This window comes from Pseudomonas sp. S2_B07 (genome assembly GCF_054668435.1).
The window spans coordinates 2,684,769-2,704,975 of record NZ_CP162769.1 but is presented as its reverse complement, the minus strand read 5'-3'; the positions used below and the strand labels follow the sequence as shown (position 1 = coordinate 2,704,975).

General features: G+C 57.9%; 16 protein-coding genes. 2 read left to right on the top strand and 14 right to left on the bottom strand.

Features of this window, described 5'->3' with window-relative positions; all coding sequences use genetic code 11:
• Window positions 1–16 precede the first annotated feature (16 nt).
• From AB4N43_RS12560 to AB4N43_RS12535, 6 genes are all read right to left on the bottom strand, one after another.
• The gene (locus tag AB4N43_RS12560) at window positions 17–1,126 is read right to left on the bottom strand and encodes an alpha-xenorhabdolysin family binary toxin subunit A (protein ID WP_460154104.1); all 1,110 of its coding nucleotides are present in this window, start codon (window positions 1,124–1,126) and stop codon (window positions 17–19) included.
• A gap of 167 nt (window positions 1,127–1,293) precedes the next feature.
• Window positions 1,294–2,457: a type III PLP-dependent enzyme gene (locus AB4N43_RS12555; RefSeq protein ID WP_027924486.1), complete on the bottom strand. Its 1,164-nt coding sequence runs from the start codon at window positions 2,455–2,457 to the stop codon at window positions 1,294–1,296.
• Window positions 2,458–3,190: 733 nt separating this feature from the next.
• The gene (locus AB4N43_RS12550) at window positions 3,191–4,348 is read right to left on the bottom strand and encodes an osmoprotectant ABC transporter ATP-binding protein OsmV (RefSeq protein ID WP_008148962.1); all 1,158 of its coding nucleotides are present in this window, start codon (window positions 4,346–4,348) and stop codon (window positions 3,191–3,193) included.
• Window positions 4,345–4,998 carry an ABC transporter permease gene (locus tag AB4N43_RS12545; RefSeq protein WP_007942812.1) on the bottom strand — a complete coding sequence of 218 codons (654 nt, stop codon included), beginning with the start codon at window positions 4,996–4,998 and terminating at the stop codon, window positions 4,345–4,347. Before AB4N43_RS12545 ends, AB4N43_RS12550 begins: the two co-directional genes overlap by 4 nt.
• 12 nt (window positions 4,999–5,010) lie before the next feature.
• On the bottom strand, window positions 5,011–5,904 hold the full coding sequence (locus AB4N43_RS12540) for a glycine betaine ABC transporter substrate-binding protein (RefSeq protein ID WP_059181623.1): 894 nt from the start codon (window positions 5,902–5,904) through the stop codon (window positions 5,011–5,013).
• A 20-nt stretch (window positions 5,905–5,924) separates the two neighbouring features.
• Window positions 5,925–6,641: an ABC transporter permease gene (locus tag AB4N43_RS12535; RefSeq protein ID WP_027924488.1), complete on the bottom strand. Its 717-nt coding sequence runs from the start codon at window positions 6,639–6,641 to the stop codon at window positions 5,925–5,927.
• 490 nt (window positions 6,642–7,131) lie between these two features.
• Between AB4N43_RS12535 and AB4N43_RS12530 the strand changes: the two genes are divergently transcribed.
• Complete coding sequence (locus AB4N43_RS12530; RefSeq protein WP_027924489.1) at window positions 7,132–8,715, top strand: peptide chain release factor 3; 1,584 nt, start codon at window positions 7,132–7,134, stop codon at window positions 8,713–8,715.
• A gap of 248 nt (window positions 8,716–8,963) precedes the next feature.
• Complete coding sequence (locus AB4N43_RS12525) at window positions 8,964–9,218, top strand: hypothetical protein (protein WP_027924490.1); 255 nt, start codon at window positions 8,964–8,966, stop codon at window positions 9,216–9,218.
• A 97-nt stretch (window positions 9,219–9,315) separates the two neighbouring features.
• Here AB4N43_RS12525 and AB4N43_RS12520 read toward each other — a convergent pair whose 3' ends face one another.
• From AB4N43_RS12520 to AB4N43_RS12485, 8 genes are all read right to left on the bottom strand, one after another.
• On the bottom strand, window positions 9,316–10,296 hold the full coding sequence (locus AB4N43_RS12520; RefSeq protein WP_059181621.1) for a peptide ABC transporter ATP-binding protein: 981 nt from the start codon (window positions 10,294–10,296) through the stop codon (window positions 9,316–9,318).
• Window positions 10,296–11,264 (bottom strand): ABC transporter ATP-binding protein, encoded by a 969-nt coding sequence (locus tag AB4N43_RS12515; RefSeq protein ID WP_027924492.1) that lies wholly within the window; start codon window positions 11,262–11,264, stop codon window positions 10,296–10,298. Before AB4N43_RS12515 ends, AB4N43_RS12520 begins: the two co-directional genes overlap by 1 nt.
• Before the next feature lie 10 nt (window positions 11,265–11,274).
• Window positions 11,275–12,198, bottom strand: coding sequence for an ABC transporter permease subunit (locus tag AB4N43_RS12510; RefSeq protein WP_027924493.1), 924 nt, complete (start codon window positions 12,196–12,198; stop codon window positions 11,275–11,277).
• Window positions 12,199–12,208: 10 nt separating this feature from the next.
• Window positions 12,209–13,219 carry an ABC transporter permease subunit gene (locus AB4N43_RS12505; protein ID WP_027924494.1) on the bottom strand — a complete coding sequence of 337 codons (1,011 nt, stop codon included), beginning with the start codon at window positions 13,217–13,219 and terminating at the stop codon, window positions 12,209–12,211.
• A gap of 74 nt (window positions 13,220–13,293) precedes the next feature.
• Window positions 13,294–14,889, bottom strand: coding sequence for an ABC transporter substrate-binding protein (locus AB4N43_RS12500; RefSeq protein ID WP_194940811.1), 1,596 nt, complete (start codon window positions 14,887–14,889; stop codon window positions 13,294–13,296).
• Window positions 14,890–14,967: 78 nt separating this feature from the next.
• Window positions 14,968–16,380, bottom strand: coding sequence for an OprD family porin (locus AB4N43_RS12495; RefSeq protein WP_027924496.1), 1,413 nt, complete (start codon window positions 16,378–16,380; stop codon window positions 14,968–14,970).
• A 169-nt stretch (window positions 16,381–16,549) separates the two neighbouring features.
• The gene (locus tag AB4N43_RS12490; protein ID WP_460154103.1) at window positions 16,550–18,148 is read right to left on the bottom strand and encodes an ABC transporter substrate-binding protein; all 1,599 of its coding nucleotides are present in this window, start codon (window positions 18,146–18,148) and stop codon (window positions 16,550–16,552) included.
• 307 nt (window positions 18,149–18,455) lie between these two features.
• Window positions 18,456–20,081, bottom strand: coding sequence for an ABC transporter substrate-binding protein (locus AB4N43_RS12485; protein WP_027924498.1), 1,626 nt, complete (start codon window positions 20,079–20,081; stop codon window positions 18,456–18,458).
• Window positions 20,082–20,207: the final 126 nt, after the last annotated feature.

The following is a 20,207-nucleotide window of genomic DNA, read 5'->3' as shown; positions in this document are numbered from 1 at the left end:
TAGGTCGGCTTTAGTGTCAGTCGAATGCTTGGGTGAGTGTTTTGGCGTTGGATTCGATTTTTTTCCAGTTGTTGAGTACGGTGTCCAGGCTCGAAACAAAAGTTCTGAGCGTGAGGAATTCATGAATGCCATCAATTTTGTTTTTTGAAGAGTCGATGAATTCCGAAATTGTGATCCACAGGGTTTCCAGTAGGGCGGTACTCTCCGTAGCTCCGATGATGTAAGAGTCGACGCTTTGCAAACGGTTGTGAAGGATCAATAAGGTGCCCGTCAGAACGTTTTTCTTGCGGACTTGCTCGGTGAGTTCATCCCGACGTCGGATCAATGGCGCTACACGGGCGTCCCGCATCATTGCTTTGACTTTTAGATACTGGGAGCCAAGCGGATCGGTAAAAGCCATAAAGTACTCGAAGAAGTTGGGCTCATTTTCCCTGGTTTTTTCATCGACCAGACGCTGAGCCTCATCAATCTCAGCATTGAGTCGAGTGATCTCGGCATTCAATTCGTGGTTGCCGGCCTGCTTCAGCTTTTCTCCAATCAACACCGCAACCACATCCGTCAGCTCGGTTTTGAAATGTTTCAGGCGGAGCTGGATGTCAGTGCTACTGGTTTTTTTTTGTTCGATGGAACTGGCAATGAAATGGAGAGATTCTTTGATGGACGGAAATCTGTTTGTCTCATCTCGTCCAATTTTAAGCTCGGGAAGTTTGGCAATTTCCTCATCGGTCATACTTTCGATTGTGCCAATGTAATTTATGTAGCCGGGCATTGTTTTAATGGTCGTGATAATGTCCTCTCCGAAATGCCGCAGGTCTTCGGAGAATGCCTGGAGGCTCCCGCCGACTCGTTTCATCGACAGTTCGATGTCGTTCCAGCGATTGGCATTGGTGACGATTTTTGCATAGGTATTTGCAATATCATAAGGCTCCAGTCCTGCGATGCCGGTGTTTTCGCTTTTCAACAGCTTTTTAATATCGTCGATGTTGACCGGAAGTTTCTTCGCTTCGGAAATGTATTTTTTAATTCGTGTGATATCCCCTTTGGTCACAATCGGCGGAGATGCATTAAAGGCGTCACTTTTGTTGTTGGGTGCGGTATCGAATAGTATTGGTTGATTAAGCTGCATGTTTGAAATCCTTTTCAAATGGGTGAGCGTGCAGCATAACTTCAATTAAATGGTCTGTGATTATTTGGTCTGTAACTATTTATGGTGTTGGAAATGGTATGTTTTAGTTTGCGCAGAAATAAAAAAACCCGTGAAGAGTCACGGGTTTTTTTGTGGGTCTTTACTAATTAGACGTAAAACGACTTCAGCGGCGGAAAGCCATTGAATTCAACGGCGCTGTAACTGGTGGTGTACGCACCGGTCGACAACCAGTACAAACGATCACCGATGGCCAGGTTCAGCGGCAAACCGTACTTGTAGTTTTCGTACATGATGTCGGCGCTGTCGCAGGTCGGGCCGGCGATGACCACTTCTTCCATCTCGCCTTTCTTCTCGGTCCAGATCGGGAACTTGATGGCTTCGTCCATGGTTTCGATCAGGCCGGAGAACTTGCCCACATCCGTGTACACCCAGCGTTCTACCGCCGTGCGGGATTTACGCGCGACCAGTACCACTTCGCTGACCAGGATGCCGGCGTTGGCGATCAGCGAACGGCCCGGCTCGAGGATAATTTCCGGCAGGTCATCTCCGAAGTCTTCCTTGAGGAAACGGATGATTTCTTCAGCGTAGGTTTCCAGGCTGTTGGTGCGGGTGATGTAGTTGGCCGGGAAGCCACCGCCCATGTTGATCAGCTTGAGGTGAATGCCGTCTTCTTCCTTCAGGCGTTCGAAGATCACTTTGACCTTGGCGATCGCCGCGTCCCAGACGCTGATGTCGCGCTGTTGCGAGCCGACGTGGAACGAGATGCCGTACGGCACCAGGCCCAGGTCACGGGCGAGGATCAGCAGGTCCATGGCCATGTCGGTCTGGCAGCCGAATTTGCGCGACAAAGGCCAGTCAGCCGTGGTCGAGCCCTCGGTGAGGATGCGCACGTAGACTTTCGAACCCGGTGCAGCCTTGGCGATGTTGCGCAGGTCGGCTTCGGAGTCGGTGGCATACAGACGCACGCCCTTCTCGTAGAAGTAGCGAATGTCCTTGGATTTCTTGATGGTGTTGCCGTAGCTGATGCGATCCGGGCCAACGCCCTGGTTCATCACTTTGTCGAGCTCGTAGATCGACGCGATGTCGAAGTTCGAACCTTTTTCTTTGAGCAGGTCGATGATTTCGACGGCCGGGTTGGCCTTGACGGCGTAGTAGACCTTGGCGAATTCGAAACCGGCGCGCAGGTCGTCATAGGCCTGGCTGATCATCGCGGTGTCGATCACCACGAACGGGGTTTCTTGTTTGTCGGCGAAGGCCTTCATTTTGTTGAAGGTATCGCGCGCGAAATAGTCTTCGACGTTGATCGACATGCTGGGAACTCCTACTGGCAAACTAGATTAATCAATGGGTGCGAGGGTGTGTCATCAATGAGTTCGCGAGTGCGTTGTCGCCTGAGCGCGTGCCAGGCAAGGCGCAGGCCGCCGCTAATGGTCATTCCCTTCGCAAGGCCTGCAACGCAGCATGGCGCGCGCTCAGGCACAACCCGAAGGGCCGGGCCTGCTTTTGCGCAGGGCTGCGTTACTCGTCCCTTATTTGGAACAACCAAACTTCGGTCCTCGCGCCTTGCCCTGCGCAAAAGCAGACTCCGGCGCACTCGTGAACTCATTGATGACACACCCTCCTGAACGTCCTCCGTATCCCCACTTTGGTTCGCCTACTTCCCAAGGCATGTCGCCGAAAGCAAAAAGGCCATGGGAAGCGCTGCTTTCCCTTGGCCTTGCTGTCTCGTCGTCAGTACTTGAGCCGGATGGATCGTTTCCAGCATGGACGTTCGGCGCGAACTTTAGGGCGTGAGGGGCTTGAGATCAACAAAAAATGTCGCGTTTTTGCACACATCCGTCGTGCGGTCCTGGATAGCTACTGATGTAACCGACCTGCATGACAGTGTGATGTTCCCGCTGGAGGGAGATTTGAGGTGCTTCAGGCGGGATTTGTGGTGCCCCCAATCGCGGACAAGCCCGCTCCCACAGTGATTTCTGTCGTACACAAATCTTGTGTACGCCAAGAACCCCGTGGGAGCGGGCTTGCCCGCGAGGCGTCAGATCAGGCGACAGCAGTCTCGGCCGGCGAAACAATGCTGGTCTTGCCCCCACGGGACTTGCCTGAGCTCAAGTACTCGGCAATCGATTCCTGAGTCACTTCACCCAGGAACACCCGCTCCGCATCCATCACTGGCAACCACGAGCGGTTGAACTCGTACATGCGCGACAGCAGGATGCGCAAATGCTCGTCAAACGCCGCCGTGGCGTTGAACTCACGCAAGTACTGCGCGCAAGTCCCGGTTTGACGGTGCAGATCGCGACGACGCACGTAGCCCAGAGCCTTGTTATCGGCGCAGGTGACCACGACATAGCGACGGTCGAGTTCATCCATCAACTCCAGCGCTTCAGCCACCGGTGTTTCCGGGCTCACCGACGGCGCGTTGTCCGCCGCGTCCTCGGCTTTCACCAGCAACAGACGCTTGAGCGTGCTGTCCTGGCCGACGAAGTTGCTGACGAAATCATCCGCCGGGTGCGCCAGCAGCGTGTCCGGGTGATCGATCTGCAGGAGTTTGCCGGCGCGGAAAATTGCAATCTTGTCGCCCAGCTTGATGGCTTCGTCGATGTCGTGGCTGACCATGATCACGGTCTTGTTCAGCGCGCGCTGCATCTCGAAGAACTCGTTCTGGATCATCTCGCGGTTGATCGGGTCGACCGCGCCGAAGGGTTCGTCCATCAGCAACAATGGCGCATCCGCCGCCAGTGCCCGAATCACACCGATCCGCTGCTGCTGACCGCCGGACAACTCGCGCGGATAGCGATTCAGGTATTGCTTGGGTTCCAGCTTGATCATGCTCATCAACTCGCGGGCACGGTCGTGGCATTTCTGTTTGTCCCAGCCCAGCAGGCGCGGAACGATGGTGATGTTTTCCTCGATGGTCATGTTCGGGAACAAACCAATCTGCTGGATCACATAACCGATGTTGCGGCGCAGGGTCACTGCGTCGAGGTCGGTGGTGTCTTCGCCGTTGATCAGGATCTTGCCCGAGGTCGGCTTGATCAAGCGGTTGATCATCTTCAGCGTGGTGCTTTTGCCGCAGCCCGATGGTCCGAGGAACACACAGATCTCGCCTTCATTGACGGTCAGGCTTACCGAGTCCACGGCTTTCACATCTTTGCCGTTGCTTTGGAAGGTCTTGCTGAGGTTTTGAAGTTCGATCATTTGAGCAGTCCTTTTGGAGTCAGCGTGCGTTGCAGCCATTGCAGAAGCAGGTCGGCGAAGATGGCCAGGAGACTGACCAGCACGGCGCCGACGATCAGCATCGACATGTCGCTGCGGCTGATGGAAGCGAGAATGAGTACACCGAGGCCACCGGCGCCGATGGTCGCGGCGATGGTCATGACACCGATGTTCATGACCACGGCAGTGCGTACGCCGGCGAGGATCACCGGCACTGCGATGGGCAGTTCGACCATGCGCAGGCGCTGGCCGAAGGTCATGCCGATGCCGCGGGCGGCTTCGCGAATGCCCGGTTCGACGCCGGTCAGCGCCAAGTAGGTGTTACGCATGATCGGCAGCAGCGAGTACAGAAACACGGCCGTGATCGCCGGCATCGGACCGAGGCCCTGGCCGAATTTGGAGTAAAACGGCAGCAGCAGGCCGAACAGCGCAATCGACGGCACGGTCAGCAGCACCGTGGCACTGGCTTGCAGCGGGCCGGCGAGCGTCGGAAAGCGCGTCATCAGAATGCCCAGCGGCACGCCGACCAGAATCGCCAAGGTCACGGCGATGCCGACCAGGGTGATGTGCTGCCAGGTCAGGTGCAGCACCAATGGCCAGTCGAGATGGGAAAAGGCGTTCAGAAATTCCATGTCTTTTCCTCCTTATTTGATGGGATGTTGGCGCAGGAAATCGGCGGCAACGGATGACGGGCTTTCGTGATCGACATCGACCCGCGCGTTGAGCTGGCGCATGGTTTCGTCGTCGAACAGTTCAGCCAGCGGCTTGAGTTCTTCGGCGAGTTTCGGATGGGCGTCGAGGTACACCTGACGTACCACCGGCGCGGCGGTGTAGTCCGGGAAGTAGTGCTTGTCGTCTTCGAGCAGTTTCAGCTTGAAGGCGTTAAGACGACCGTCGGTGGTGTAGACCAGACCGGCAAATACCTGGCCATTGCGCAGGGCGGTGTAGACCAAACCAGCATCCATCTGCCGGATGTTTTTGCGCGTCAGGTTCATGCCGTAGAGGTCGACCATGCCATTCAGCCCGTCGGAACGGTTGGCGAACTCGGTGTCCAGCGCGACCAGATGATTGTCCTTTTGCTCAGCTTGCAGCACCGTGTTCAGCTCGCTGATGGTGTTGATCTGCGGGTAAGCCTTCGCGGTGGTTTCCGGCAGGGCCAGGGCATAGGTGTTGCTGAATTTCGACGGGGTCAGCCAGACGAGGCCTTTTTTCGCGTCGAGTTCTTTCACCTTGGCGTAGGACTGGGCGCTGTCGAGTTTTTCCGTGATGTGGTTGTAAGCCACCAGCGACACGCCGGTGTATTCCCACATCAAATCCAGCTGGCCACTTTCGTGGGCGCTGCGAGCGAGGTTGCTGCCCAGGCCGCCGGTCACCTGGGTGTCGTAACCCTTGGTGCGCAGGTATTGGGAGGTGATTTCCGCGAGCAGGGTTTGTTCGGTGAACACCCGGGCGCCGATGCGGATGACCGGTTTTTCAGCGGCTTGGGCAAATCCTGCGAACAGCAGGGCGCAGCCTAGAAATAAGCATACTTTTTTCATATTGATTCCTTTGCCGAGGCTTAAGACGGGCGTAGGCCGCGTTCGAGCCAGAGGCGGCTGGCGAGTGTCACCAGACCGTCGAGCAGCAAGGCCAGCAGGGCGGTGCAGGCCGCGCCGAGCAGCAGTTGCGGCTGATTGTTCAGGGCGATGCCGGGGAAAATCAGGCTGCCCAGGCTGTTGGCGCCGATCAGGAACGCCAGCGGAGCCGTCCCGACGTTGATCGCCAGGGCCACGCGAACGCCACCAACGATGATCGGCACGGCGTTTGGCAGTTCGACCCGCCACAGCACTTGGGTCGGGGTCATGCCGATGCCGACAGCGGCTTCTTTCAGTGAACCCTGAACGTTTTTCAGGCCTTCATAGGTGTTGCGCACAATCGGCAACAGCGAGGCGAGGAACAGGGCGAAGATCGCGGGGCCGCTGCCGATGCCCAGAATCCCCAGGGCGATGGCCAGTACGGCGAGCGGCGGCACGGTGTTGCCGATGTTGAAGAGCTGCATGAAGCGCTCAGCTCGGTCCACCATGGACGGACGGCTGAGGAAGATACCGGCGGGAATGCCCACAACGAGGGCGGCCAGCATGGAAACAAGGACGAGAATCAGATGAGCTTGCAGGTAAAACAACAAATCGTCGCGGTAATGTTCGATCGTGTTGATGCCAATCCAATGGACCAGCAGGGCCAGAAGGGCGACGACAACCGCACCTCCTATCAGCCCTTTGCCATAGCGAATAGCCACAGGCGGACTCCTTTTTTCTTTTGTCGGCGAACGCAGTCCCGAGTGGCAATGCCATTGCTGGCTGCCGGGTCATCAACGTTCGCGAGAAGCAGCTCTTCATGCTGATGGAACCGCATGAGATCGAGCCATAAGCGCAGCCTCGTCAGGCTAACTTGCAGGTTTTTCGAACCCTGCTACGAGAGCTGTAACAGGGGAGTGGACGCCTCCACCTTTTAAAAGGTTCCATATTTAGCAGCAATTAGCCACCCCGCATCTTGTATTACCCCTGTAGCCGCTGCCGAGCCCGCGAGGCTGCGTCCGGCGACGAAGTCGTCGTCGATTCACCTGTCGCGGTGTGTCTGATACACCGCAGCGTCCGGTTTTACGACGGCTGCGCCGCCGGACGCAGCCTCGCGGGCTCGGCAGCGGCTACAGGTGAACGGTGGTCCATAGGTTACTTTTTAAGCTATACTCGCCGCCCTTTTTTGAATCACCTGCCAGGCGATTTCCCATGACCAAACAGGCCGCCGAAGTCGCGAAACGCCGCACTTTCGCCATTATTTCCCACCCCGATGCCGGTAAAACCACCATTACCGAGAAGCTCTTGCTGATGGGCAAGGCGATTGCGATTGCGGGCACGGTGAAGTCTCGCAAGTCCGACCGCCATGCCACCTCCGACTGGATGGAAATGGAAAAACAACGGGGTATTTCCATTACCACGTCGGTCATGCAGTTCCCGTATCGCGACCACATGATCAACCTGCTCGACACCCCGGGCCACGAAGACTTCTCCGAAGACACCTACCGCACCCTGACGGCGGTGGACTCGGCCTTGATGGTTCTCGACGGCGGTAAGGGTGTAGAGCCACGGACCATCGCGCTGATGGACGTGTGCCGTCTGCGTGACACGCCGATCGTCAGCTTCATCAACAAACTCGACCGTGACATCCGCGACCCGATTGAACTGCTCGATGAGATCGAAGCGGTCCTGAAGATCAAGGCCGCGCCGATCACCTGGCCGATCGGTTGCTACCGCGATTTCAAGGGCGTGTATCACCTCGCCGACGACTACATCATCGTGTACACCGCCGGTCACGGCCACGAGCGTACCGATGTGAAAATCATCGAGAAGCTCGATTCCGATGAAGCGCGCGCGCATTTGGGCGACGAGTACGATCGCTTCGTCGATCAGCTGGAGCTGGTGCAGGGCGCCTGCCACGAGTTCAACCAGCAGGAATTCCTCGACGGCCAACTGACGCCGGTGTTCTTCGGTACTGCACTGGGCAACTTCGGTGTCGATCACGTGCTCGACGCCGTGGTCAACTGGGCGCCGAAGCCATTGGCCCGTGTCGCCAACGAGCGCACCGTCGAGCCGGTTGAAGAGAAGTTCACCGGTTTCGTGTTCAAGATCCAGGCGAACATGGACCCGAAACACCGCGACCGTATCGCCTTCATGCGCATTTGCTCCGGCAAGTACGAAAAAGGCATGAAGATGCGCCACGTGCGCACCGGCAAGGATGTGCGGATCGGTGACGCGCTGACCTTCTTCTCCTCCGAGCGTGAGCAGCTGGAAGAAGCGTTTGCCGGCGACATCATCGGTTTGCACAACCACGGCACCATCCAGATCGGCGACACCTTCACCGAAGGCGAAACCCTGGGCTTCACCGGTATCCCGCACTTCGCCCCGGAACTGTTCCGTCGCGTACGCCTGCGTGATCCGTTGAAATCCAAGCAGCTGCGTCAAGGCTTGCAGCAGTTGGCGGAAGAGGGCGCGACCCAGGTGTTCTTCCCCGAGCGCAGCAACGACATCATCCTCGGCGCCGTCGGTGTGCTGCAGTTCGATGTGGTCGCCAGCCGCTTGAAAGAGGAATACAAGGTTGAGTGCTCTTACGAGCCGATCACCGTTTATTCCGCGCGCTGGATCGATTGCAGCGACAAGAAGAAGCTTGAGGAATTCTCCAACAAGGCGGTGGAAAACCTCGCGATCGACGGCGGTGGTCACCTGACCTACCTGGCCCCGACCCGGGTCAACCTGGCACTGATGGAAGAGCGCTGGCCGGACGTGAAATTCCGTGCGACGCGCGAGCATCACTAAGCGCTGAGTCGAAACACACAGAACCCCGTTGCGAAAGCTGCGGGGTTTTTTATTGCCTGACGCGAATCCCCTTGTGGGGGCGAGCAATAACGATTCGAGATAACTGTTATTCAAAACCAATCTGCCGATCACGGGCATTTCCAGCCCGTCGTTAGCGTCCTGTCTGGTGAACCACACTGATCGGAACTAGATTTCATTCAGCGCCAGTCAGGCACCCAAGCTTCACCCCAAAAAGGATGGATTCGGCTATGAGCATTGTTCAACGTATTGTGCTGTTGCTTAAGGTTTTAGTGATGTTGTCCGTGGGCATGTCGGCGGCGTGGGCGGAGTGCCCGGAGCATGGCGAACAGGTGTCGAGCGGGCAGGTGATACATGCCGGGATGATGATTGCCAAATCTGACTCCGAGGCTGGGGACAAAGATCAGGGCGGTAGTGAGGGCGATGACGACTCGACCACTGAAGAGCCCGACACCGACGAGGATGAAGGCGACAGCCAGTCTTAAACGGCAGGCAAAAGAAAACCCCTTCTACTCCAACTGATGCGCAGTCGTTGTAGAAGAGGTCCGGTATTGCTGTGGGAGCAAAACTGCTCCCACATTTTTATGCCGCGCCGTCGAGGAATTGCTCGGCGTAGTGGCAAGCCACCTGGCGGTTATCGAGAGGGCGCAGGGCTGGCTCTTCGGTGCTGCAGCGCTCGGTGGCGTATGGGCAGCGCTTGTGGAAAGCGCAACCCGATGGCGGGTTCAACGGGTTAGGCAACTCGCCGACGATCTTGATTTTCGGCTTGTTCGGGTCCGGGTGAATGGTCGGTGTGGCCGACAACAGCGCCTGGGTGTAAGGGTGCAGCGGACGCTCGTAGATGTCGTTCTTCGGACCCATTTCCACCGGGCGACCGAGGTACATCACCATCACGTCATCGGCAACGTGTTGCACCACGGCCAGGTTGTGGGAGATGAACACGTAGGCGGTGTTGAACTCTTGCTGCAAATCCATGAACAGGTTCAGCACCTGCGCCTGAATCGACACGTCCAGCGCCGAGGTCGGTTCGTCCGCTACCAGCACTTTCGGCTGCAGCATCATCGCGCGGGCCAAGGCGATCCGCTGGCGCTGACCGCCGGAGAACATGTGCGGATAACGCTGGTAGTGCTCGGGACGCAAGCCCACCTGCTTCATCATGGCCTGGACTTTTTCGCGACGTTCGGCCGCCGACAGGTTGGTGTTGATCAGCAGCGGTTCGCCGAGCTGGTCACCGACTTTCTGCCGTGGGTTGAGCGAGGCGTACGGGCTCTGGAACACCATCTGCACGTCTTTGCGCAGTTGCTTGCGCTGGGCCTTGTCGGCACCGGCGACTTCCTGGCCGGCGATTTTCAAGGAGCCGGAGGACGGCTCTTCGATCAGGGTTAACGCACGGGCCAGGGTGGATTTGCCGCAGCCCGATTCACCAACCACGGCGAGGGTCTTGCCGGCGTGCAGTTCAAACGACACGCCGTTGAGGGCGCGCACGGTCGCATGGCCCTTGAACAGGCCGCGGGACACTTCGTAGTGACGGGTCAGGTCGCGGGCGGTAAGTACGACGGCCATTACGCCACCTCCTGATTAAGCGGGTAGAAGCAGCGGGCGAGGCTGTGGCTTTTCGGGTCCAGGGCCGGGCGCGTGGCGCGGCAGCTGTCTTGCACATACGGGCAACGCGGCGACAGCAGGCAACCCTGCGGACGGTCGTAGCGCCCGGGAACGATGCCCGGCAGGGTCGACAGGCGTGTAGCGCCGAGGCTGTGTTCCGGAATCGCCTTGAGCAACGCTTCGCTGTACGGGTGCGCCGGAATGTCGAACAGCTGCGGCACCTGACCGACCTCAACCGCCTGGCCGGCGTACATCACGCACACACGCTGGGCGGTTTCAGCCACGACCGCGAGGTCGTGAGTGATCAGCACCAGGCCCATGTTCTGCTCTTTCTGCAACGCCAGCAGCAGGTCCATGATCTGCGCCTGAATCGTGACGTCGAGTGCCGTGGTCGGTTCGTCAGCGATCAGCAGTTTCGGTTCGCCGGCAATCGCCATGGCGATCGCAACACGCTGGCTCATACCGCCGGACAGTTGGTGCGGGTAGGCGTCCATACGACTGGCAGCGCCCGGGATTTCCACTTTTTCCAATAGTTCGATGGCACGCTTGCGCGCTTGCTTGCCGGACATTTTCAGGTGCAGGCGCAGCACTTCCTCGATCTGGAAACCGACGGTGTAGCTCGGGTTCAGCGCGGTCATCGGGTCCTGGAAGACCATGGCCAGGTCTTTGCCGACGATTTGTCGACGCTGACGGTTGCTGAGCTTGAGCATGTTCTTGCCGTCGAAATTCAGGGCGTCGGCAGTGACGATCCCTGGATGCTCGATCAGGCCCATCAGCGCCATCATGGTCACGGATTTACCCGAACCCGACTCGCCAACGATGGCCAGGACTTCGCCTTTTTCCACGGTGATGTCGAGCCCGTCGACCACCGGAACGGCGTTCTTGTCGCCGAAGCGAACGTTGAGATTCTTGATTTCTAACAGTGACATTTGAATCTCCTCAGGCGGCGTTCTTGAGTTTCGGGTCCAGCGCATCGCGCAGGCCGTCACCCATCAAGTTGATTGCCAGCACGCTGAGCAAAATGGTCAAGCCAGGCAGGCTGACTACCCACCAGGCGCGTTCGATGTAGTCGCGAGCCGAAGCCAGCATGGTGCCCCACTCAGGGGTTGGCGGTTGTACGCCAAGGCCGAGGAAGCCCAGTGCGGCGGCATCGAGAATCGCCGAGGAGAAGCTCAAGGTCGCCTGAACGATCAGCGGCGCCATGCAGTTAGGCAGCACGGTGATGAACATCAGGCGGGGCAGCGTGGCACCGGCCAGGCGCGCAGCGGTCACGTAGTCGCGGTTCAGTTCGCCCATCACCGCAGCGCGGGTCAGACGGACATAGGACGGCAGGGACACCACGGCGATGGCGATCACGGTGTTGATCAGGCCAGGGCCGAGGATGGCGACAATCGCCACGGCCAGCAGCAGGGACGGCAGGGCCAGCATGATGTCCATCAGACGCATGATGGTCGGGCCGAGCAAGCGCGGGAAGAAACCGGCGAACAGACCCAGCAGGATCCCCGGAATCAGCGACATCACCACCGACGACAAACCGATCATCAACGACAGACGCGAACCGGTGATCAGGCGCGACAGCAGGTCGCGACCCAGTTCATCGGTGCCGAGCAGGAACTGGATCTGCCCACCTTCCAGCCAGGCTGGCGGGGTCAGCAGGAAGTCACGGTATTGCTCGCTCGGGTTATGCGGGGCAACCCACGGCGCGAAGATCGCGCAGAAAATCACCAGGATCATGAACATCAGGCCGGCGACGGCGCCCTTGTTGCGGGAAAACGCGTGCCAGAATTCTTTGTACGGGGACGGATACAACAGGCTTTGATCGACTGTTACCGCTTGATTTGGCGTTGTAGCTGGAGTGGTCATGGTCATGATCTCAGCGCTGGTGACGGATGCGTGGGTTGGCAAAGCCGTAGAGGATGTCCACCACGAAGTTGACCAGAATCACCAGGCAGGCGATTAACAGGATGCCGTTTTGCACGACTGGATAGTCTCGGGCGCCAATGGCTTCGATCAGCCATTTACCGATGCCGGGCCACGAGAAGATGGTTTCGGTCAGGACCGCACCGGCCAGCAACGTGCCGACTTGCAGGCCGACCACGGTCAGGACCGGAATCAGCGCGTTGCGCAGGCCGTGCACGAACACCACGCGAGAAGGCGACAGGCCTTTGGCGCGGGCGGTACGGATGTAGTCTTCACGCAGTACTTCGAGCATCGAAGAACGGGTCATCCGCGCAATAACGGCCAGCGGGATGGTACCCAGCACGATGGCCGGCAGGATCAGGTGATGCAGGGCATCGAAGAACGCACCGACGTCATCGGCCAGCAGCGTGTCGATGAGCATGAAGCCGGTGCGCGGCTCGATGTCATAGAGCAAGTCGATCCGCCCGGACACCGGGGTCCAGCCCAGGCTCACCGAGAAGAACATGATCAGGATCAGGCCCCACCAGAAGATCGGCATCGAATATCCCGCCAGGGAGATGCCCATCACCCCATGGTCGAACAGGGATCCTCGCTTGAGTGCCGCGATCACCCCGGCCAGGAGGCCCAGGATGCCGGCGAACAGCAGGGCGGCCATGGACAGTTCCAGGGTCGCTGGGAATAGAGAGGTGAACTCGCTCCACACGCTTTCACGGGTACGCAGCGATTCGCCGAGGTCGCCGTGAGCCAGTTTGCCGACGTAGTCCAGGTATTGGGCATACAGCGGTTTGTTCAGACCAAGGCGTTCCATTGCCTGAGCATGCATTTCGGGGTCGACTCGGCGTTCGCCCATCATTACTTCCACGGGGTCGCCTGGAATCATGCGAATCAACGCGAAAGTCAGCAAGGTGATGCCGAAGAACGTGGGGATCAATAACCCCAATCGGCGGGCAATAAAACTAAACATCTTGTGGTGTACCTCATCAGCCGGTTAGGCGTGCCTGGTGTCCCTGGAGTCAGGGACACCGGGAGTTTTCTTATTTACTTCACCTGGGTGGTGGCGAAGTTATTCGTGGTAAGCGGGCTAATGTGATAGCCCTCTACGTTGTTGCGCATTGCAGTAAACATACGGGTGTGCGCCATGCTGATCCATGGCTGGTCCTGATTGAAAACCTCCTGGGCTTGCTCGTAGAGCGCCGCACGTTCCGTCGGGTTCACTTTAGCTCGGGCTTCATCGATCAGCGTCTGGAATTTCTCGTTGCACCAGCGCGCGTAGTTTTCGCCGTTCTTGGCTGCTTCGCAACTCAGCATAGGCGTCAGGAAGTTATCCGGATCGCCGTTATCACCCGCCCATCCGGCGGAAACCATGTCGTGCTCGCCGTTTTTCGCACGTTTGAGCATTTCGCCCCATTCCATGACGCGAATGTCGATCTTGATGCCGACCTTGGCCAGGTCAGCCTGCATCATCTGCGCGCCCAGCATCGGGTTCGGGTTGGTCGGCCCGCCGCCGTTACGGGTGAACAGTGTAAACGTTGTGCCTTCCGGTACGCCTGCTTCCTTGAGCAAGGCGCGGGCCTTGTCCAGGTCTCGCGGCGGGTTGGTCAGCTTGTGGTTGTAGCCCAGCAGAGTGTCCGGGTACGGGTTGACCGCGACAGTCGCATTGCCTTTGCCGAACAGCGCGTTGACATAGGCCGCCTTGTCGAACGCGATGTCGATGGCTTTGCGCACGCGCACATCGCTCATGTATTTGTGCGAGGTGTTCATGGCGATGTACGAAACGGTCATCGCGTTCATCTCATCAACCTTGAGGTTGGTGTCTTTCTTGATGCTCGGGATGTCATCCGGTTTCGGATACAGCGCGATCTGGCACTCGTTGGCCTTGAGCTTTTGCAGGCGCACGTTGTTGTCGGTGGCAATTGCCAGAATCAACGCGTCAGCCGGTGGCTTGCCACGGAAGTACTCCGGGTTGGCCTTGAAGCGAACCTGAGCGTCCTTGTTGTAGCGCTGGAACACGAATGGACCGGTGCCAATTGGCTTGTTGTTCAAGTCGCCGGCCTTGTTCGCCTTGAGCAACTGGTCGGCGTATTCGGCGGAGTAGATCGAGGAGAAGGCCATGGCGATGTCGGCCAGGAACGGCGCTTCACGACGGGTCAGGGTGAACTTGACCGTGTTGTCGTCGACTTTCTCGACGCTTTTGAGCAGTTCCTTGAAGCCCATGCTTTCAAAGTACGGGAAGCCCACGCTCGACAGTTTGTGCCATGGGTGGTTCGGGTCCAGCTGACGCTGGAAGCTCCAGACCACGTCGTCGGCGTTCATGTCGCGCGTCGGCTTGAAGTAATCGGTGGTGTGAAACTTGACGCCTTTGCGCAGGTGGAACGTGTAGCTCAGACCGTCTTCGCTGATGTCCCAGGAATCGGCCAGTGCCGGAATCACTTCAGTGGTGCCCGGCTTGAAGTCCGCCAGACGGTTGAAGATGGTTTCAGCCACGGCGTCGGCTGTGACTGCAGTCGTGTACTGGACCATATCGAAGCCTTCCGGACTGGCTTCGGTGCAGACCACCAGGGGTTTGGCAGCGACGCCAACAGCGACACTCAGCAACGCGGCAGCGATGGCCGCACGTAGGGGAAGCATTTTCATCAAGAACCCTCTGCAATCAGTTAAAGGACTAATGCCTAACAGCTGATTCGTCACTGAATCAGCTGTTAGGCAGGTGCATTACAGGATGTTGAACGGAATGGTGGTCACGAGACGGAACTCGTTGATGCTGCCATCGCCCTGGTTTTCACTGGCGCGGTGAGCGGTGTAGGTCGCGCGAACAGTGGTGGCCTTGAGTGGGCCGCTCTGAATGGCGTACGTCGAACCGATGCCGTATTCGTAGTGGGTTTCGCCGTCCATGTTTTTCACGTCATAGGCGGTACCGGTGTAGTGAGTACCGTCGATGCCCCAGCCACGCGCCTGGTAGATGTTGAACTTCAGGCCTGGCACGCCGTATTCAGCCATGTTCAGGCCGTAGGCGATCTGGAAGGATTTCTCGTTCGGGCCGTTGAAGTCCGACAGCAGGGAGTTGGCCAGGTAGATGCCGTTGGTTTCGTGCAGGTAGTCGAAGTACTCGTTACCGTTAATTTCCTGGTACGAGAAGGTCAGGGTGTGAGCCTGGTGAGTCAGGCCAAACGACAGGGAGCCGGCCTGGTTGTCGATTTCGCCCAGCAGTCTCTTACCTTCATCGACGGTCTTGTAGTAGTTCAGGCCGGTGGTCAGGCTCAGTACCGAACTGTCACCCAACACGTGGCTGGCGCCGAAGTAGTACTGGTTCCAGAAGTCTTCGGCCTGGGTCGCCCACAGGCTGGTGGTCAGGCTGGCGAAAGGGGTATAGGTGAGGCCTGCCGTATTAACGTGATCGGTCTCAGCAGTAATGTTTTGGTATTCGGAGCGGAACTTGCTCAGGCTTTCTTCGGTACGGGGCGAAACGCGGTCAAAGGTCCCCAGGTCGAAAGCCAGGTTGTTCAGCTCTTCGCTGTGGACCGCGACGCCCTGGAAGCTCGAAGGCAGGGCACGGTTGCCGATCACATCGACCTGCGGGCTGCTGAAGTTCATGCGGCCGGCGGTCAGGGTGGTGTTGGAGATGCGAGCCTTGACGTTGGCCAGGCCCAGCTTGCTCCACTGACCTTGAGCGTCGCCGCCTTCTTTGGTCAGGGTACGGTTGTTGCCCGCGCCTGGGCGGGAGCCCGGTGCGCCACCGTTGTTGGAGGCCAGGTTCTCGCGATCGCGCTCCAGAGCAACAGCGTTGTAGGCGGCCACTTCGGTGCTGAAACCTACAGTGCCTTCGGTGAAACCGGAGTTGTACTTGACGATGGTGCCTTGAACCCAGTTGATACGACGATCAGTCGGGGTGGCGACACCGTCTTTGCGGTAAGTGAACTTGCCGCCACGTTTCAGTTGTTCGTTGGCGTACCAGTTACGCGTGGTGCCGGAGATGGATTGACCTTCGACGAAGCCAGTTGCATCAGCTTGTGCACTTTTGGTGTTAACCGTCACCGGGGTGAATGCCTGGCTCTGGGTTTCTGCGTACGCCGAGGCGGTTACGCTGCTGATGGCCAAGGCCAATAACGCGGTGCTGCTCAGTTTCATGGGTGAAGCTCCTTACTTTCTTTTTTTAATGCCGGTCTTATTGGTGATCCGGCTATTGGTTTAGAACACATTCAAGGCATCGCAAACGTTTGCTGCAGGCCGGATTGACGAATTACGGCAATACGCTTGCGTGAGGGCGTAATACGCCCCCAGCGTTCTGGCTAATCGGTTATTGGTCGATACTGACGCCCGAGAACACGTTGCGGCCGAAGGGGCTGACTTTGAACCCTTCGACTTTGGCGCTTAACGGCTGGTTAACCGTCGAGTGGGCGACTGGCGTGATCGGCACCTGCTGTTTGAGGTACTGCTGCGCCTGTTTGTACAGGATGGTGCGTTGGTCGCGGTCGGTGACGACCTTGGCCTGCTTGACCAGCTTGTCGTAAGCCGGATCACACCACATGGAGTAGTTGTTGCCGCCAATGGCGTCGCAGCTGTAAAGCGTGCCGAGCCAGTTGTCCGGGTCCCCATTGTCCCCGGTCCAGCCGATCAGGCTGATGTCGTGCTCGCCATTCTTGGTGCGCTTGATGTACTCGCCCCATTCATAGCTGACGATCTTCACTTTGAGGCCGATTTTTGCCCAGTCAGCCTGGAGCATTTCGGCCATCAACTTGGCGTTCGGGTTGTAAGGGCGTTGAACGGGCATCGCCCACAGGGTGATTTCAGTGCCTTCCTTCACGCCGGCAGCCTTGAGCAATTCCCTGGCTTTTTCCGGGTTGTAGGCGGCGTCTTTGATCGTTTCGTCGTACGACCATTGGGTCGGCGGCATGGCATTGACGGCCAACTGCCCGGCACCCTGGTAGACGGCGTTGAGAATGCTTTGCTTGTTCACCGCCATGTCCAGCGCCTGTCGCACTTCGAGCTGGTCGAAAGGCTTGTGCCGAACGTTGTAGGCGATGTAACCGAGGTTGAAACCTGGCTTCTCGATGAGCTTGAGTTTTTCGTCGTGCTTCAGCGCGGACACGTCGGCAGGGCGAGGGTGCAGGGTGATCTGGCACTCGTTGGCCTTGAGTTTCTGCACCCGCACCGAGGCGTCGGTGTTGATGGCGAAAATCAGGTTGTCGAGCTTGACCCGGCTCGGGTCCCAGTACTGCTTGTTGCCGGTGTAACGGATGTTGGAGTCTTTCTGGTAACTCTTGAACACAAACGGGCCAGTGCCGATCGGCTTCTGGTTGATGTCGCTCGGTTTGCCAACGGCCAGCAACTTGTCGGCGTATTCGGCGGACAGGATGGCGGCGAAGCTCATGGCGATGTTCTGGATGAACGCGGCGTCGACGCTGTTGAGCGTCATGACCACGGTCAGCGGCCCGGTCTTTTCGACCTTGGCGATGTTCTTGTTCAGGCTCATCCCGTTGAAATACGGGAACTCGGTCGGATAAGCCTTACGGAAAGGGTGTTGCGGGTCGAGCATGCGATTAAACGTGAACAGCACGTCATCGGCATTGAAGTCGCGGGTCGGCGTGAAGTAGGGCGTGGTATGAAACTTCACCCCTTCGCGCAGGTGAAAGGTGTACTTGAGGCCGTCTTCGGAAATATCCCAATGAGTGGCCAGGCCCGGTACGACATTGGTCGCGCCTTTTTCAAACTCTGCCAAACGGTTGTACAGCGGCTCGGCGGCGTCGTTATCGGTCGCAGTGGTGTACTGCGCCGTGTCGAAACCGGCGGGGCTGCCTTCAGAGCAGAACACCAGGCTGTTATTGGCGGCCTGGATGGATGTGGCGGCCAACAGGCCGGTGCCCAGTAATGCGGATAAAACCAAGGAATGGCGCATGACGCTCCCTCTTGTAATCACGAGTGTTTTGACAATGAGCCGCCGTCCCGTCCTGGGACGTGGAGGATCACTGACTTCAAACCATGCCTTTCAGCAATAACCGAGAGCCCACGCATGAGCTGGTCAGAACCCGACGGTATGAGCCGTGGATCTGGCAGTAAATGCGTAGAGTCCTAAAGACTCGTAGGAAATGGCAACGCGTCCGACTCCACCGCCGTAGTACGCGGAGGAAACGGATGTAAGAGTTTTCCTGCTTTCTCGGCAGATAAAGCAACGGCGACGTCAAAAACGTCGCCGTTGCAAAACCTTATTTGCTGACGCTGACGCCGTAGAAGGAGTTCAAGCCAAACGGACTGATCTTGAAATCCCGCACTTCGTTGCGCATTGGTTGGAACACCGTCGAGTGAGCGATAGGTGTCATTGGAACTGCATCTTTGAGGACGTGTTGCGCCTGTTTGTACAGTTCGGTGCGCTTGGCCTGGTCGGTTGTGCGCTTGGCTTCTTTAACGATGCCGTCGAACTTCTTGTCGCACCACTTGGAGAAGTTGTTGCCTTGCAGCGAGTCGCAGCCGAACAACACGTTCAGCCAGTTGTCCGGGTCACCGTTGTCGCCGCTCCAGCCAATCAGCATCGCGCCGTTTTCGCCGCCTTTGGAGCGCTTGATGTACTCGCCCCACTCGTAGGTCACGATCTTGGCTTTGATGCCGATCTTGGCCCAGTCGGACTGCAGCATTTCAGCCATCAGTTTGGCGTTCGGGTTGTAAGGACGCTGTACCGGCATCGCCCACAGGTTGATCTCGGTACCTTCCTTGATGCCGGCTTCCTTGAGCAGCTCTTTGGCTTTCTCAGGGTTGTACGGAGCATCTTTGATGGTGGTGTCGTAAGACCACTGGGTTGGCGGCATGGCGTTGACGGCCAGTTGGCCTGCGCCCTGGTAAACCGAGTCGATGATCTGCTGCTTGTTGACGGCCATGTCCAGTGCCTGACGCACTTTCAGTTGGGCCATCGGGTTCGGCTCGTCGCTGCCCTTGATCTTGTCCATCACGTTGTAGGCGATGTAACCCAGGTTGAAACCGGCCTGATCAGGCACTTTCAGGGTCTTGTCTTCTTTGAGCGCCTTCAAGTCGGCTGGACGTGGGAACAGAGTGATCTGGCACTCGCCCTTCTTCAGCTTCTGGATACGCACCGACGGGTCGGTGGTGATGGCGAAGATCAGGTTGTCGATCTTGACGTCGTCAGGCTTCCAGTAGTCCTTGTTCCCGGTGTAGCGGATGTTGGAGTCTTTCTGGTAGCTCTTGAATACGAACGGCCCCGTGCCGACCGGCTTCTGGTTGATGTCTGCCGCTTTGCCTTCTTTCAGCAGCTGGGCTGCGTACTCGGCGGACTGCACCGAGGCGAAGCTCATGGCCATGTTCTGGATGAACGCGGCATCCACTTCTTTCAACGTGAACTTGACGGTTTTGTCGTCGACTTTATCGATCTTGGTGATGTTGGTGTCCATCCCCATGTCGGTGAAGTACGGGAATTCAGTCGGGTACGCCTTACGGAACGGGTCATCCTTGTTAATCATGCGATTAAAGGTGAACAGCACGTCGTCGGCGTTGAACTCACGAGTCGGCTTGAAGTACGGGGTGGTGTGGAACTTGACGCCGTCACGCAGGTGGAAGGTGTACGTCAGGCCGTCCGGGGAAATGTCCCAGCTGGTCGCCAGGCCAGGAATCACGGCGGTGCCGCCGCGCTCGAACTGGGTCAGGCGGTTGAACATGGTTTCTGCAGAGGCGTCGAAGTCGGTTCCGGTGGTGTATTGACCTGGATCGAAACCGGCCGGGCTCCCTTCGGAGCAGAACACCAGGTTAGTCGCGGCTTGGGCGAAGGGTGCGCTAGCTAGCAAGCTGGCGCCGACTAAAAACGGAATGACCGCGTGTTTAAGCATGGTGGCCTCATGATTGTTGTCATTTTTGGAATTAGAGGACGACCTCGTGAGTCGACCTGCGGATACTTATGCAGGGGCCGTACCCAATGCAAGATCCAGAGCGACCACAGGCGTTAAACAGTGGCA

Excerpts from the sequence above, each read along its gene's own strand:
- AB4N43_RS12485 (WP_027924498.1), bottom strand. The coding sequence starts at position 20,081 with ATGCTTAAACACGCGGTCATTCCGTTTTTAGTCGGCGCCAGCTTGCTA.
- AB4N43_RS12525 (WP_027924490.1), top strand. The coding sequence starts at position 8,964 with ATGAGCATTGTTCAACGTATTGTGCTGTTGCTTAAGGTTTTAGTGATG.
- AB4N43_RS12530 (WP_027924489.1), top strand. The coding sequence starts at position 7,132 with ATGACCAAACAGGCCGCCGAAGTCGCGAAACGCCGCACTTTCGCCATT.
- AB4N43_RS12510 (WP_027924493.1), bottom strand. The coding sequence starts at position 12,198 with ATGACCACTCCAGCTACAACGCCAAATCAAGCGGTAACAGTCGATCAA.
- AB4N43_RS12545 (WP_007942812.1), bottom strand. The coding sequence starts at position 4,998 with ATGGAATTTCTGAACGCCTTTTCCCATCTCGACTGGCCATTGGTGCTG.
- AB4N43_RS12495 (WP_027924496.1), bottom strand. The coding sequence starts at position 16,380 with ATGAAACTGAGCAGCACCGCGTTATTGGCCTTGGCCATCAGCAGCGTA.
- AB4N43_RS12540 (WP_059181623.1), bottom strand. The coding sequence starts at position 5,904 with ATGAAAAAAGTATGCTTATTTCTAGGCTGCGCCCTGCTGTTCGCAGGA.
- AB4N43_RS12550 (WP_008148962.1), bottom strand. The coding sequence starts at position 4,348 with ATGATCGAACTTCAAAACCTCAGCAAGACCTTCCAAAGCAACGGCAAA.
- AB4N43_RS12515 (WP_027924492.1), bottom strand. The coding sequence starts at position 11,264 with ATGTCACTGTTAGAAATCAAGAATCTCAACGTTCGCTTCGGCGACAAG.
- AB4N43_RS12560 (WP_460154104.1), bottom strand. The coding sequence starts at position 1,126 with ATGCAGCTTAATCAACCAATACTATTCGATACCGCACCCAACAACAAA.
- AB4N43_RS12555 (WP_027924486.1), bottom strand. The coding sequence starts at position 2,457 with ATGTCGATCAACGTCGAAGACTATTTCGCGCGCGATACCTTCAACAAA.
- AB4N43_RS12500 (WP_194940811.1), bottom strand. The coding sequence starts at position 14,889 with ATGAAAATGCTTCCCCTACGTGCGGCCATCGCTGCCGCGTTGCTGAGT.
- AB4N43_RS12505 (WP_027924494.1), bottom strand. The coding sequence starts at position 13,219 with ATGTTTAGTTTTATTGCCCGCCGATTGGGGTTATTGATCCCCACGTTC.
- AB4N43_RS12520 (WP_059181621.1), bottom strand. The coding sequence starts at position 10,296 with ATGGCCGTCGTACTTACCGCCCGCGACCTGACCCGTCACTACGAAGTG.
- AB4N43_RS12490 (WP_460154103.1), bottom strand. The coding sequence starts at position 18,148 with ATGCGCCATTCCTTGGTTTTATCCGCATTACTGGGCACCGGCCTGTTG.